Below are 14,390 nucleotides of genomic sequence, written 5' to 3'. Positions count from 1 at the left end.
ATGTCATCTCGTCTAATACGACACAACATATAGTGTCAGTTGGATAAAGGTAAGCCCTATATAGTGTATTTGTGGATAATTCTGTGAATATGCTGGGGTAAGGAGACAAGGTGAAACCTATCGTAATCAAACGCGACGGCTCAAAAGCCCCGTTTAACCGAGATCGTATCCAGGCTGCGGTCGAAAGTGCCGCAGACGAAGTCAGCAGTGAAATCGCCATATACGCGCTAAATGTTGCGCTCGCGGTCGAACTCAAACTCAAAGAATACGATGAAGTTCATATCGCAGAAATTCAGACACTGGTAGAGAACGAGCTAATGCAAGGGCCTTACAAAGCATTAGCTCGTTCATACATTGAATACCGACATGATCGCGACATCGCGCGTGAGAAGCAGAGCAAACTGACCCAGGAGATCGAAGGCCTGATTCAGGAAAGCAATGCAGATCTGCTGAACGAAAACGCCAACAAAGATGGCAAAGTGATCCCGACTCAACGTGATTTGTTGGCGGGTATTGTGGCAAAACACTATGCGAAGACCCGCATTTTGCCGCGCGATATTGTTCAGGCGCACGAAGAGGGCGACCTGCACTATCACGATCTCGATTACGCACCATTCTTCCCTATGTTTAACTGCATGCTGATCGACTTGAAAGGCATGCTGACCCACGGTTTTAAAATGGGTAACGCGGAAATCGATACGCCAAAATCCATTTCAACCGCGACGGCAGTGACTGCACAGATCATTGCTCAGGTCGCGAGCCACATTTACGGTGGTACGACCATCAACCGTATCGATGAAGTGCTGGCACCTTATGTCACTGCCAGCTATCAGAAACATCTGGAGATCGCGAAAGAGTGGGATATTCACAGTCCGGAAGAGTTTGCCAGCGCCCGTACAGAGAAAGAGTGTTATGACGCGTTCCAGTCATTGGAATACGAAGTAAACACACTGCATACCGCCAATGGCCAGACTCCGTTTGTGACCTTCGGCTTTGGTTTGGGTACCAGCTGGGAATCGCGTTTGATCCAAAAATCGATTCTGAAAAATCGCATTGCAGGCTTGGGTAAAAACCGTAAAACGGCTGTGTTCCCTAAACTGGTGTTTGCCATCAAAGATGGTCTTAACCACAAAGCAGGCGATCCCAACTACGACATCAAACAGTTGGCGCTCGACTGTGCGTCGAAACGCATGTATCCGGACATTCTGAACTACGACAAAGTGGTGGAAGTGACCGGTTCATTCAAAACGCCGATGGGTTGCCGCAGTTTCCTCAATACCTATGAAGAGAATGGTGAGTTGGTCCATGAGGGGCGCAACAACCTTGGCGTTGTCAGCCTGAACCTGCCTCGCATTGCAATTAAAGCGAAGGGTGATCTCAACAAGTTCTACGAGCTGCTGGATGACAAACTGAAACTGGCTCGCCGTGCACTGGAAACTCGCATCAGCCGCCTGGAAAATGTGAAAGCGCGCGTTGCGCCGATTCTGTACATGGAAGGAGCATGTGGTGTGCGTTTGAATGCCAATGATTCGATTGCGCAGATCTTCAAAAACGGTCGCGCTTCAATTTCACTGGGTTACATCGGTGTACACGAAACGATTAATGCTCTGTTTGGTCAGGACAAGCACGTATACGATGACAGCGAACTGCGTGAACATGCGGTCAATATCATCCGTAAACTGCGTGACGCAGTAGACAGCTGGAAAGAAGAAACAGGCTACGCATTCAGCCTGTATGGCACCCCGAGTGAAAACTTGTGCAGCCGTTTCTGCCGCATCGATACCAAAGAGTTTGGCGTGATTGCAGGGGTTACCGACAAAGGCTACTACACCAACAGTTTCCATCTGGATGTTGAGAAGAAAGTGAACCCGTACGACAAGATCGATTTTGAATTGCCGTACCCGCATATCTCAAGCGGTGGCTTCATCTGCTACGGTGAGTTCCCGAATATGCAACGTAATATCGAAGCTCTGGAAAACGTTTGGGACTATAGCTACACCCGCGTGCCTTACTACGGGACCAATACGCCGATTGATGAGTGTTACGAGTGTGGTTACACTGGTGAGTTTGACTGTACCAGTAAGGGCTTCGTGTGTCCTAAGTGCGGCAACCATGACTCAAGCAAAGTTTCCGTTACCCGCCGTGTGTGTGGTTATCTCGGCAGCCCGGATGCACGGCCGTTCAACTTCGGTAAACAGGAAGAAGTGAAACGCCGAGTCAAACACCTTTAACGCTATGAATTATCATCAATACTATCCGATTGATGTGGTCAACGGGCCGGGAACGCGCTGTACGCTGTTCGTTTCCGGCTGCGTTCATCAGTGTCGTGGTTGCTATAACCAAAGCACCTGGCCACTCGACTCTGGTCATCCGTTTACTCAGGACATGGAAGACCAAATCATTCGCGATCTCAACGATAGCCGGATTTTCCGCCGCGGTTTGTCTCTGTCTGGTGGCGATCCGTTACATCCGCAAAACGTCACATCGGTGCTTAAACTCGTGCAGCGGGTGAGGGCAGAGTGCCCGGGCAAAGATATCTGGCTCTGGACGGGCTATTTGCTGGCTGAACTCAATGACGCGCAGCGTGACGTGGTCGAACTGATTGATGTGTTAATCGACGGGAAGTTCGAGAAAGAGCACGCTGACCCGAGCCTTGACTGGCGGGGCAGCAGCAATCAAGTCATCCATTGCTTCAAATTGTAAAAATCGCTTTAGGTTTTCGCGTATCTGGTGTTTACTGAAAGTCATACTTGAATTTCAAAGGGTTGTGACTTTCATGTTTTCCCACTTACCAACACCAGCTTTAGATCCAATTCTCTCTTTGTCCGTTGCTTACCGAAATGATCCTCGTTCTGAAAAAGTGGATCTTGGCATCGGCGTGTACAAAAACAGCCAAGGCGAAACGCCAATCATGCGCGCTGTGCAACAGGCACAGGATATCGTCGTATCCACACAGAAAACCAAATCTTACGTTGGCCTTGCTGGCTGCGAAGAGTTTAACCGCAGCATGCTGAACCTGGTGCTGGGCGAGTCACTGGTCAATGAACGTGTGACGGCTATTCAAACTCCGGGCGCCAGCGGCGCGCTGCGTATGCTGGGCGACCTGATGCGTGTCGCTCAGCCTGAGACAACCGTCTGGATCACGGATCCGAGCTATGTGAACCACAAACCCGTGATGGAAGCAGCAGGCCTGAAGGTCAAGTACTATGCTTACTTCAGTCGCGATACCAAAATGGTGGATACCGACCGCATGCTGAGCGATTTGGCGCATGCCGGTCCGAAAGATGTGGTTCTGCTGCACGGTTGTTGTCATAACCCAACGGGAGCTGACATCGATTTTGCAGCTTGGCAGGCAATTACCGAACTATCACAGAAAAATGGTTTTATTCCGTTTGTCGACATTGCCTATCAAGGCTTTGGGGATGGTTTGGAAGAAGACGCGAAAGGGCTGCGCCACATGGCAAGCAATGTTGAAGAGATGTTGGTGACATCGTCTTGTTCGAAGAATTTCGGTCTGTATCGAGAGCGCACTGGCGTCGCTATTGTGTTGGGCAAAAATGCCAATGATGTCGCGAATGCGCGAGGCAAAATGCTGACGCTCGCACGTTCCACCTACACCATGCCGCCGGATCATGGCGCTGCGCTTGTCAAAACCGTGTTACAAAACGAACAGCTTACGGCTATTTGGAAGCAAGAGCTGAGTGAAATGCAACAACGTTTGTTAAGCCTTCGTCAAACCTTGTGTAAAGAGTTGAGAAATCAACATAATACGGCACAATTCGACTTTATCGAAAGCCACAAGGGCATGTTTACGGTCCTGGGGTTTGCGCCAGAGCAAATGGCTCGTTTGCAAGAAGAGTTCGGTATTTATGGTGTGGCTGATGGCCGTATCAATATCGCAGGCCTGACGGAGAAAGATATTCCTTACGTTGCGGATGCGATAGTTAAAGTCTCATAACGTTAGTAGTTTGATTAGGTGAATGAATGAAACAACAATGGAAACTCCTGGTTCCTCTGATGCTCAGTGGTGGTCTGGTTGCTTGTGCAACGACGTCGACTGAACCATCGGCCAATGTGGATCAAAAGGAACAAACCACTCAAGTTGAACAACCTAAGCAGGAAGCAACCGAAAGCGCCAAGGATGTGGCTGATACCAAGTCTGAACCCAAAGTCGAAGAGCCGAAAAAAGAGGTGAAGAAAGAAGTGGTCGTGCTGAAAGCGACGAAAACTTCTGACGGCAAGCTCATTCTGGGCGAAAAGGAATGGGTTTATGTTCCGGGTTTGAAAGAAAACTTCTTGGCTCGTATTGATACCGGTGCAACCACTTCGTCTATCAGTGCTGTCGATGTGGTGCCGTTTGAACGCGATGGCAAGGACTGGGTGAAATTCCGCATTGAACACGAAGGCATCAAGAGCGAGGAAACCAGTCTTCCGGTTGAACGTTGGGTTCATATTCGCCAGTCAAGCACTGATGACACGCAGCGCCGTGCGGTCGTGGTGGCCTGGATTCAGATCGGTGACCTGAAAGAGAAAACCGAGTTTACACTCGCTGACCGAACCCATCTGACTTACCCGCTTCTGTTGGGGCGCAGCTTCTTTAAAGACGTTGCTGTCGTGGATGTTAGCCGCAAATTTGTTCAGCCTAAGCACAAATAAGCGGGTTGAACTGATAAATGAAAAGCCAACAGATGTTGGCTTTTTTTATGCGTGTGCTGAATGGAAAAAAGCCAGTGAGTGAAACACTCACTGGCAAAAGTCGAGGGGACTTTTAAGGGGAGCCAAGATCGGTAGTTGGCTCCAATACGGGAACATTAAGCGGTAACGGCGTCTTTCGCTTGAGCGCGAGACTTCAGGAATGCGTAGCCCGCACCTGTTACAACGGTACCCACAGCAATCGCAACCAAGTACATCAGTACAGGAGTGATTGCATTTGGAATCAGCAGTACAAACAGACCGCCGTGTGGAGCCATCAGTTTTGCACCGAACAGCATAGAAAGTGCACCAGTAATCGCGCCGCCTACCATACATGATGGGATTACGCGCATTGGATCTTTCGCGGCGAATGGGATAGCACCTTCTGAGATAAAGCACAGACCCAGAACAAACGACGCTTTACCCGCTTCGCGCTCACTTGGTTCAAACTTGTCGCGAGCCAGGAATGTAGCCAGCCCCATACCCAGAGCCGGAACCATACCCGCGGCCATGATGGCAGCCATTGGTGCGTAAGTTTGTGAAGCCAACAGGCCAACACCAAAGGTGTATGCCGCTTTGTTTACCGGACCACCCAGGTCGAAACACATCATTGCGCCAAGGATAATACCCAGTAGAACAGCGTTTGCTGAGCCCATGTTGTTCAGGAATTCAGTCATTGCTGACATGATGCCCGCAACCGGACCGCCCACCACGTAGATCATCACCAGACCAGTTACTAAGCTAGCCACAAAAGGAATGATCAGAATCGGTTTCAGTGCTTCCATGGATTGTGGCAACTGAACTTTATCGGCAATGAACTTGGCTGAGTAACCCGCGATGAAACCCGCAGCGATACCACCCAAGAAACCTGAGCCGATAGAGCTTGCCAACATACCGCCGATCAAACCCGGTGCAAGCCCCGGACGGTCAGCGATGGAGAACGCGATGTAACCTGCAAGAACCGGAATCATCAGTGCGAAGGCCGACCCACCGCCGATAGACATCAGCGCAGCGGCCAGTGTGCCTTCTTCTTTAAACGCTTCGATACCGAACACGAATGACAATGCGATGATCAAACCACCGGCAACCACTACTGGCAGCATGTGTGATACGCCTGTCATCAGGTGTTTGTAGACGCCTTTTTTCTCTTCCGTTGCTGCTGAAGAGTTCGCGGAACCAGAGTGTTGATAAACAGTTGCCTGGGCGAACGCTTTATCCATCTCTTCTGAGGTTTTCTTCAGCGCAGGACCTGTCTTGGTACGGTACATTTTCTTACCGTTGAAACGGTCCAGTGGTACTTCGATGTCTGCCGCAATGATCACCAGATCCGCTTCAGCAATTTCTTGCTCAGTCAGCTGGTTTTTGGCGCCAACAGAACCGCGTGTTTCCACTTTGATTTGGTGACCACGACGCTTACCTTCTTCTTCCAGAGCTTCTGCCGCCATGAAAGTGTGCGCCACGCCTGTTGGGCATGCGGTGATCGCGACAATTTTCTTAACGCCTTCCGAAACTGCAGCAACCGGCGCCTGGTACGTAGTCGCAGCTGACGCGGAAAGTTCAGAGGCTTGCTCTGCAGCGGCTTTCAGGTAGGCAACCGGATCGCTTGTGCATGCTGAGATTTCGCTTTGATATACTTTTTTACCGACGAAACGAGTTGTGTCGATGGGCGTATTTGCCGCGACAATCACCAGCTCTGCAGCTGCGATTTCAGCGTCGGTAAGTGTGTGTCCTTCCAGCACGGATGAATGGCATTCAACAGCTGCTGTCCAGTTGAGGGATTTTGCTGCCTGTTCAAGCAGACCAGCAGCGATAATGCTATTTGCAACGCCGCTAGGGCACGCAGTAATAATGGCAATATTCATAGATGCGACCTTCTGTCCTTAGTTGTTAGTGGCAACACTAACTGGTTGTAATTGGATTTCTTTTTGTAGGGTGACTAATTGCTCAACGCTTGGTACACCAACACCTACCTGCGTAACTGCAAGAGCAGACAGGGCAGTGGCAAACGTGATCAGTTCTTCTTTATTCATGGCTTGCATATGACCCCAGCACAAACCAGCCACCAGGGTATCGCCCGCACCAACGGTACTGACAACACTCATGCGTGGCGGCTTAGCGTGAAGCCATTTACCTTGGTTTAACCACATGGTGCCGTCGGCACCCATGGAAACCACAATATTCTCGATACCTTTGTCTGCCAGATGTTCAGCAGCGCTGCGGCACTCTTGCGGAGAGTGAAGTTCACGTCCCACAAATTGAGAAAGTTCTTCATCGTTTGGCTTAATCAGCCAAGGTTGTGCGTTCAGCCCTGCGGCCAAGGCGTCGCGGCTGCTATCAAACAGAACCTTCTTGCCCAGCGCGTGCAGCTTTTCAATCCACGAAGCGCACAGCTCAGGTGACACTCCGGATGGCAGACTGCCCGCCATGACGAAGTATTCGTGTTCCTCAGCCAGAGCCATCAGAGTGTGCTCAAATACCGCGATGTCTTCAGGAAGCACCTGAATACCCGGGAAATTGATGTCGCTGACTTCACCGTTCGCTTCAACCAGTTTGACGTTGATGCGGGTCGCGCCGTCGATGCGCACGAATTGGTCGTTGGCCCCCATTTCAGCAAACAGCTGGCAGAACATTTCCTGATTGTCTCGGCCAAGGAAACCTGTAACCGTAACCTCTGCGCCAAGATCGCTCAGTACTTTGGCAACGTTGACACCTTTACCTGCCGCGTGAAGATTGCTCTCTTTCACCAAGCTCACTGAGCCCACATTCAGCGTGCTCAGGCTACCAGTGAGATCCAGCGCAGGGTTGAGTGTGATGGTGACGACTTTTTTAGTCATGTCGCGCTCCTTAACCTTCACCCAGACCAGCGTTGATCGCTGCACCGATGGATTCCAGCGCTTGCGCGGCATCTGGGCCTTCTGCGGTGAATTGCAGTTGGTGACCGTGTTTTACGCCGAGCGCAATCACTTTCATCAGGCTCTTCGCGTTTACGATTTTGCCGTCGCCATCAAGGTTCGCCACTTTGATGTTGGACTCGAATTTCTTCGCTTCCGCAACCAGCATCGCGCCAGGGCGGGCGTGCAGGCCGTGTGAGTTTTTGATCTTGAAGATTGCAACATTACCTTCGCCAGCAGCAGGAGACTCTTGTTCTTCTTGAGTGAACAGGGAAACCAGAGCTTCCGCAGAGGTGTTCAGCAGTTTTTCTTGCTGTTGGTTAAAGACGATGTCTGAGATTTTGCTCAGGAAGGCTTGATGAGCACTGTTGCATGCAGCAAACGCAATCAGCGCTTTAACAGCCACACCTTCGTATTCACACGCATTGGCTGTCGAAACAAATGACATGCCAGTGCGTTTTACCGCTTTGTCGCTGCTCACCAGCCACAAACCTTTACCTAGGTGCGTTGGCTTTTTAGTGACCAAATCCGCGACGAATTCCGCTTCTGCGCAGCCAGTGTTTTTCAGCAGGCCGCCAGCCACTGCGCTCATCTGTACCATGTCGCTTGCCGGGAACAGCAGTTGAATCAGAGAGGCGTCGAAGTCGGCTTCAAACTGAACGTCGCCGTTCAGTAACGCGATGATGTCGTTTGCGGCTTTCGCTTGTTTCAGTTTCTCTTCTACACCGTCAGCAGACAGCACTTTAGTCAGCTGTTTCAGGATGCCTAAGTGTTCGTCAGATTTTGCAGCGATACCGATAGCCACGTAAACGGTGTTACCGTCGCCCCAGTCAACGCCAGCAGGGAAGTGGTGAACCGCAACGCCGGTTTCTTTTACCAGATCACGGGTATCAGTGGTGCCGTGAGGAATGGCAATACCGTTGCCCAGAAACGTTGAGTTCTGTGCTTCGCGGTTCAGCATACCTTCCACGTAGCCCTGATCGACTAACCCTTTGTTAGCAAGATCAGCGGCGATAGAACGGATTGCATCCAACTTGTTTGACTGTGCTTGCGCCAGTTGAATGTCTTTAGTAGTGAGTTGCAGCATGTTTGGCCCCTTTCCGCCATCGATATGGCGTTTTGTTGTCACCGCATGGCAATTGCGGCGTCAGGTGTTACCCTGCTTTATAATTTTAGCTGAATCGTTTCAGCATTTAGTTCAAAAAATTCAGCAAAACCACCAATTGGCGAAATCATTTGCTGTTATATGTTTAGTTTAAAAAAGCGCTAAGCTCCAAAAACTCGACATCGCTATCAATTTGAGATTTTGCTGAATCCTTTCAGCTTCAATACTGAATCGATTCAGCGTATAATTCAACATCATCAAGGATCGAAAGGTTATTTCTATGATCCGACGCACAGAACACGAGTAGTGGATATGACACTAGATGAAATCGCCAAATTGGCGGGTGTTTCCAAGACAACCGCAAGTTATGTGATCAATGGAAAGGCACATAAGTATCGGATCAGTGAGAAGACACAACAAAAAGTGATGGCGGTAGTCGAAGCTCACAACTACCGACCAGACCACGCCGCTTCGGCGTTGCGAGCTGGTAACAGCCGTTCATTCGGCCTGATTATTCCTGATCTGGAAAACACCAGTTATGCCAGGCTCGCAAAACTGTTGGAGCAAAATTCAAGGCAGGCTGGATATCAGATTCTGATTGCCTGCTCAGACGATGATCCGGAAACCGAAATGAGTGTGGCGGATGCGCTGGTTTCGCGCCGCATTGACGCACTGTTTGTCGCCAGCACCATGCCAAATGCCAGCGAGTTTTACCTCAAAATGCAAAACTCTGGTACGCCAGTAATCGCGATTGACCGTCCGTTGGACGACGAATACTTTGCCTGTGTAATCAGCGAAGATTTTGGCGCGGCCTTTGAACTCACCAGTTCAGTATTGGGCAACGCAGTTAAAACGGTGGGTTTGGTTGGCGCGCTGCCTGAACTGAACATTTCGCAGGAGCGTCAACAAGGTTTCGAATCTGCGCTCAAACTCAATCACATCCAAGCCAAAGTGGGTTATGGCGAACACTTTAACCGCCATGAAGGCCGCCGGGTGTTTGAACAATGGGTCGCTGCCGGAGACGTCCCGGATGCCGTTGTCGCAACGTCATATACGCTGCTGGAAGGGATTTTGGATGTGCTCTTGGCGCACCCGGATTTAATGCAAACCATTCGTCTGGCAACGTTCGGTGATAATCGTTTGCTGGATTTCTTGCCGATAAAAGTGAATTCTTTGCCGCAGCAATTTGAAGTGATCGCCGATAGTGCGCTGGCTCTCGCGCTCAATGCTTCTGCGAAACGTTATCAGGCCGGGGTCGAATTGGTTCCGCGCCGTTTGAAAGTACGAACTCGTTAAATCGACAATATTCGAAGGAGAATGAATAATCATTCATTCTGTCTTAGCGTCGATCTCTGTGGCACCTAGTGCCGCAGGGATCGATCTATGTTCAATCTTTTCCTTTCATTCATCGCAATTCCATTTAAAACGAGTATCATAAGCACAAATTACTCATAGATATTCGTTCAACAGGCTAGGAATGAAGTTTCTGCACACCTCTGATTGGCACTTAGGTCGCCAGTTTCACAATGTGTCCCTTCTGGAAGATCAACGTTACGTCCTTAAACAACTGATTGATTATTTGAAAAATAACGCCGTCGATGCGGTTATCGTCGCCGGGGATGTTTACGATCGTTCCGTTCCGCCAACCGTGGCGATTGAGTTGCTTGATGAAGTGGTAAGTTCGATTTGCACGGACCTCAATATTCCGATGATTATGATTCCCGGTAATCATGATGGTGCCAAGCGTCTCGGTTTTGCCGCGAAACAAATGAAAGGCGCAGGATTACATATCATCAGCGATTTTGAGCAGATGATGACACCTGTGGTACTGAAATCTGAGCAGGCTGGCGACGTTGCTTTCTATGGGATGCCTTACAACGACCCGGAACAAGTTCGCCATCACTACCAAAACAGCGTCACTACTCACGATGAAGCGCACCAGTTTCTGTGTGAATGTATTAAAGCGCAACGTGATACGTCACAACGTCACGTATTGATCAGTCATTGCTTTGTCGATGGAGCGATGGAATCGGATTCAGAGCGTCCTCTGTCGATTGGTGGTTCAGATCGTGTTAACCACGAACACTTTGCTGATTTCGATTATGTGGCACTGGGCCATCTTCATCAGCCGCAAAAAAAGGGTGAAGAACACATTCGTTACTCCGGCTCACTGATGAAATACAGTTTCTCAGAGCAGCATCAGAAAAAAGGAATGACACTGGTCGAGCTGAATGATGCAGGCTTTGTTGCCGCAGAGCACATTCCACTGAGCGCACCTCATGACATGCGTATTATCGAAGGTGAGTTGGATCAACTGCTTGAACAAGGCAAAACCGATCCGAGTGCTCACGACTATCTTTTGGTGCGCCTGCATGACAAACACGCCATTCTCGATCCAATGGAAAAGTTACGTAAGGTCTATCCGAACGTTTTGCACCTCGAAAAGCCCGGCATGCTGATTGGCGTCGACCAGGAGATGGGACGCGCGCGTCTGGCCCGTGGTGAAATGGATATGTTCCGTGACTTTTTCCTTGAGGCGAAGCAAGAGCCGCTGTCCGAACAACAAGAGTCGGCGATGGCCGAAGTCATCCAGTCACTCAAACAAACGGAACAACACTGATTTATGCGTCCGATTAAACTGACTCTACAAGCCTTTGGTCCATTTGCGTACCAAGAAGTGGTGGATTTTACCGAACTCGGTCATGCGCCACTGTTCTTAATTAATGGTCCGACGGGAGCGGGGAAAAGCTCGATTCTTGATGCGATCTGTTATGCGATGTATGGCGAAACGACGGGCAGTGAACGCACGGGCGATCAGATGCGCTGTGATTACGCCGAAGAAGGTTTGCTGACTGAAATCCAGTTCATGTTTGAACTGAATGGCCGGGTGTTCAACGTGACCCGCAGCCCGGATCAGGAAGTACCGAAAAAACGGGGTGAAGGCACGACCAAGAAATCGCATAGCGCGACACTGTGTGAAATCGTCGAAGGCGAGGAAAAACTGCTGGCGAACCGCCCAAGTCCGGTCGCCAAAGCGATGGTTGACTTGATTGGCTTGGATGTAAAACAGTTCCGCCAAGTGATGGTGATACCGCAGGGGAAATTCCGTGAGCTGTTGATCGCCAACTCGAAAGAGCGTGAACAGATTTTCGGCCAGCTATTTCAAACGCATATCTATACCCAGATTGAACGTACGCTGTTTGAACGCGCTGCAGGGATTCGTAAAGAAAAAGACGAATTTGATAACCAGATTAAAGGTGCGCTGGATGTGGTGTCGGTGAGCTCTGAAGAGGAGTTGAAAGACGAGAAAAGCAAGCTGGCGCCCGTTTTGAAAGAGGCGGAAATATCGTATCAAGCGGCACAAACGTCGCTGGATACGGTGAAACAGCAACACGGCGCAGCGATAGAGCTGCAACAGAAGTTTGCGCAAAAAGAAGCATTGGACAAAGAGTTGCAGCTTGAGGTGGCCAAGCAGAGTGAAATGGACGTTGTCCGCGCTCGCAAGCAGCAAGCATTGCAGGCCGCTCGTCTGGACTCTCCGTTCAACGAAATGAACGCGGCGGAAAAGCAACTTAACCAAGCTCAAAGTGCGGTGGTTGCCAGAACAGATGCCGTGGCGCTTGCAACAAAGCAAGTCACGGAAGCGGATACGGTGTATCAGGCGGCGATAAGCAATTGTAGCCAGCTTGAGTCTTTAACCGCCCAACTTCATCAGTTGGAAGCAACAGGTAAGAAGTTTGCGGCACTGGATGAACAGCAAAAACAACTGGCGGCGGCGTCACAATTGTTTACCAGCGCTAAACACGCTTTTCAGCAAGCTGAGTCGGCACTGCAAACACTGGACCAACAAATTCAGGTGAAACGCAAAGAGAAAGAGGCGGCTCAGCTGCAACTGGCTACTTTGGATAGCCAACGTTCGAGCCTGAATATCATCAGTGAACATATTGAGCGACGCACACGTCTGCAACAACTGACACAACAGCTGCACGACAAGGCGCAACTGCATCAGCAAGCGGAGCAGGCTTATAAGGAAGCGCAAGAAAAGACGCGTCTGGCGAAGCAAAGGGCTGATCAACTCGAATACGTCTGGCATACCAACCAAGCGGCGGAGTTGGCCAAGCTGTTACAGGAAGGTGATGCCTGCCCGGTGTGCGGCAGCTATTCGCACCCTCAATTAGCGCAGTTCTCTGGTGACGTTGTCACGAAAGAACAAGTTCAGCAGGCGCGTGATCACCAGCAAACAGCGGCGAACACTGAGACACAAGCACTCAAGCGTCATGAAGCTCTAACAGCAGAGCATCAGCATCTCAAGCAGGATGTTGAGTTGCTTGAAACCGCGATTAAAGAAAAACGCATTCCCGAGTTAGCTGAATTACATGCGAAGCAAACACAACTGACCACTGAAATTGCCCGCTTACAGGCGCTCAATCCGGCTCAGCTTGAACAGCAATTGCAGCAATTGGAATTTAGCTTCAACGCCGCCAAGCAAACGCTGGACAATCAACTGGCTGCCCGTCAAACCGCAGAAATCGCTGTGGCGGAAGCGCAAACACGCGTCAATGATCTGCAACGCGATATTACCTCTGAATTTACTCATGTGGACGAAGTGCGTCAGCGTTACAGTCAGGTACAGAAACAGATTAAAGCGCTGACGGAAGCGGAGCAGCAAGCAAGGGCTGCTCTGAACGCTGCTCAAAATCAGCTGTCGTCCGCGCAAGCTGCGCTGGCCAGTGCTCAGGAGCAACACACATCATGGAGTCGTGAAGTGAAACGCGTACAGCAGCAGTGGCAACAGGTGTTGGCGGAAACGCCGTTTGCTGATCGCGAAGCGTATCTGGCCGCCAAGCTGGATGAACAGGCATTAGCTGCGTTAGATGAACAACTTCGTCGTTTTGATGAAGGACTGGCTACGCTTAAAGGTAAGTTGGAAAGTCTGGTTCAATCTCTGGCGGATAAAACTCTGCCACAGATGGAAAACTTAGAATCGGCACTGGCGGAACGTCAGTCTGCAGTCACCGCGGCCTTCAACGTACTTGCCGTGCACCGTTCACGCATGGACAGCTTGGTTCAGGTGGAACAAAAACTGGCTCGTCTGTACGAAAAAAATGCGGAACTGGATAAAGCGTATCAGGTCTATGGAACATTAAGCGACATCGCCAACGGTCGTACCGGGGCTAAAGTGAGCTTACACCGCTTTGTGTTGGGCGTGCTGCTGGATGATGTTCTGATTCAGGCATCACAACGCCTGCAAATGATGAGTAAAGGGCGTTACTTACTCAAACGTAAAGAAGAGCGGGCGAAGGGTAACGCGGGATCTGGTTTGGATCTGATGGTTGAAGATGGCTACACCGGCAAGTGGCGCGATGTCGCGACGCTATCGGGTGGTGAGTCGTTTATGGCAGCGCTGTCTCTCGCGCTGGGCTTATCGGATGTCGTTCAGTCATACAGCGGGGGGATTAGGCTAGATACCCTGTTTATTGATGAAGGTTTTGGCAGTTTGGATCCTGAATCGTTAGATTTGGCGATTCAAACCCTCATCGACTTGCAACAAGGGGGAAGAACCATTGGGATCATCTCTCACGTTACAGAACTGAAAGAGCAAATTTCATTGAGGTTGGACGTTGAAACCAGCGGCCGTGGCAGTTCGATTAAGTTAGTCGCATAACTGGTTGTAGTAGGCATCCGGTTTCATTTGTGCTACG

At 50.2% G+C, this 14,390-nt stretch carries 10 protein-coding genes; 7 read left to right on the top strand and 3 right to left on the bottom strand.

Going from position 1 to position 14,390, the window contains the following annotated elements; genetic code table 11:
- Positions 1-110 precede the first annotated feature (110 nt).
- From nrdD to DYA43_RS22080, 4 genes are all read left to right on the top strand, one after another.
- Positions 111-2,231, top strand: coding sequence for an anaerobic ribonucleoside-triphosphate reductase (gene nrdD / locus DYA43_RS22095; protein ID WP_024375453.1), 2,121 nt, complete (start codon positions 111-113; stop codon positions 2,229-2,231).
- Between the two features lie 4 nt (positions 2,232-2,235).
- Entirely contained in the window at positions 2,236-2,703 is a 468-nt protein-coding gene (gene nrdG, locus DYA43_RS22090) for an anaerobic ribonucleoside-triphosphate reductase-activating protein (RefSeq protein WP_020328458.1), read from the top strand.
- 73 nt (positions 2,704-2,776) lie between these two features.
- Positions 2,777-3,958: an amino acid aminotransferase gene (locus tag DYA43_RS22085; protein ID WP_061055709.1), complete on the top strand. Its 1,182-nt coding sequence runs from the start codon at positions 2,777-2,779 to the stop codon at positions 3,956-3,958.
- Positions 3,959-3,984: 26 nt separating this feature from the next.
- Positions 3,985-4,656 (top strand): ATP-dependent zinc protease family protein, encoded by a 672-nt coding sequence (locus tag DYA43_RS22080; RefSeq protein WP_020328460.1) that lies wholly within the window; start codon positions 3,985-3,987, stop codon positions 4,654-4,656.
- 155 nt (positions 4,657-4,811) lie between these two features.
- Here DYA43_RS22080 and fruA read toward each other — a convergent pair whose 3' ends face one another.
- From fruA to fruB, 3 genes are read right to left on the bottom strand one after another with little or no spacing between them, the layout of a single operon-like run.
- Complete coding sequence (gene fruA, locus DYA43_RS22075; protein ID WP_055453494.1) at positions 4,812-6,554, bottom strand: PTS fructose transporter subunit IIBC; 1,743 nt, start codon at positions 6,552-6,554, stop codon at positions 4,812-4,814.
- Positions 6,555-6,572: 18 nt separating this feature from the next.
- Positions 6,573-7,526 carry a 1-phosphofructokinase gene (gene pfkB, locus DYA43_RS22070; protein WP_024375458.1) on the bottom strand — a complete coding sequence of 318 codons (954 nt, stop codon included), beginning with the start codon at positions 7,524-7,526 and terminating at the stop codon, positions 6,573-6,575.
- 10 nt (positions 7,527-7,536) lie between these two features.
- Positions 7,537-8,670 (bottom strand): fused PTS fructose transporter subunit IIA/HPr protein, encoded by a 1,134-nt coding sequence (fruB, locus tag DYA43_RS22065; protein ID WP_061055708.1) that lies wholly within the window; start codon positions 8,668-8,670, stop codon positions 7,537-7,539.
- A gap of 330 nt (positions 8,671-9,000) precedes the next feature.
- Here fruB and cra point away from each other — a divergent pair, with 330 nt between their 5' ends.
- From cra to DYA43_RS22050, 3 genes are all read left to right on the top strand, one after another.
- The gene (gene cra / locus DYA43_RS22060) at positions 9,001-9,984 is read left to right on the top strand and encodes a catabolite repressor/activator (RefSeq protein WP_024375459.1); all 984 of its coding nucleotides are present in this window, start codon (positions 9,001-9,003) and stop codon (positions 9,982-9,984) included.
- A gap of 181 nt (positions 9,985-10,165) precedes the next feature.
- Positions 10,166-11,308 carry an exonuclease SbcCD subunit D gene (locus DYA43_RS22055; protein WP_061055707.1) on the top strand — a complete coding sequence of 381 codons (1,143 nt, stop codon included), beginning with the start codon at positions 10,166-10,168 and terminating at the stop codon, positions 11,306-11,308.
- 3 nt (positions 11,309-11,311) lie between these two features.
- Positions 11,312-14,353 carry an SbcC/MukB-like Walker B domain-containing protein gene (locus tag DYA43_RS22050; protein WP_061055706.1) on the top strand — a complete coding sequence of 1,014 codons (3,042 nt, stop codon included), beginning with the start codon at positions 11,312-11,314 and terminating at the stop codon, positions 14,351-14,353.
- Positions 14,354-14,390: the final 37 nt, after the last annotated feature.

The sequence above is a fragment of the Vibrio fluvialis genome (assembly GCF_900460245.1).
Taxonomy (GTDB): Bacteria; Pseudomonadota; Gammaproteobacteria; order Enterobacterales; family Vibrionaceae; genus Vibrio; species Vibrio fluvialis.
Note: the sequence above shows the minus strand (reverse complement) of the source record. Positions and strands in the feature narration are given on the sequence as shown.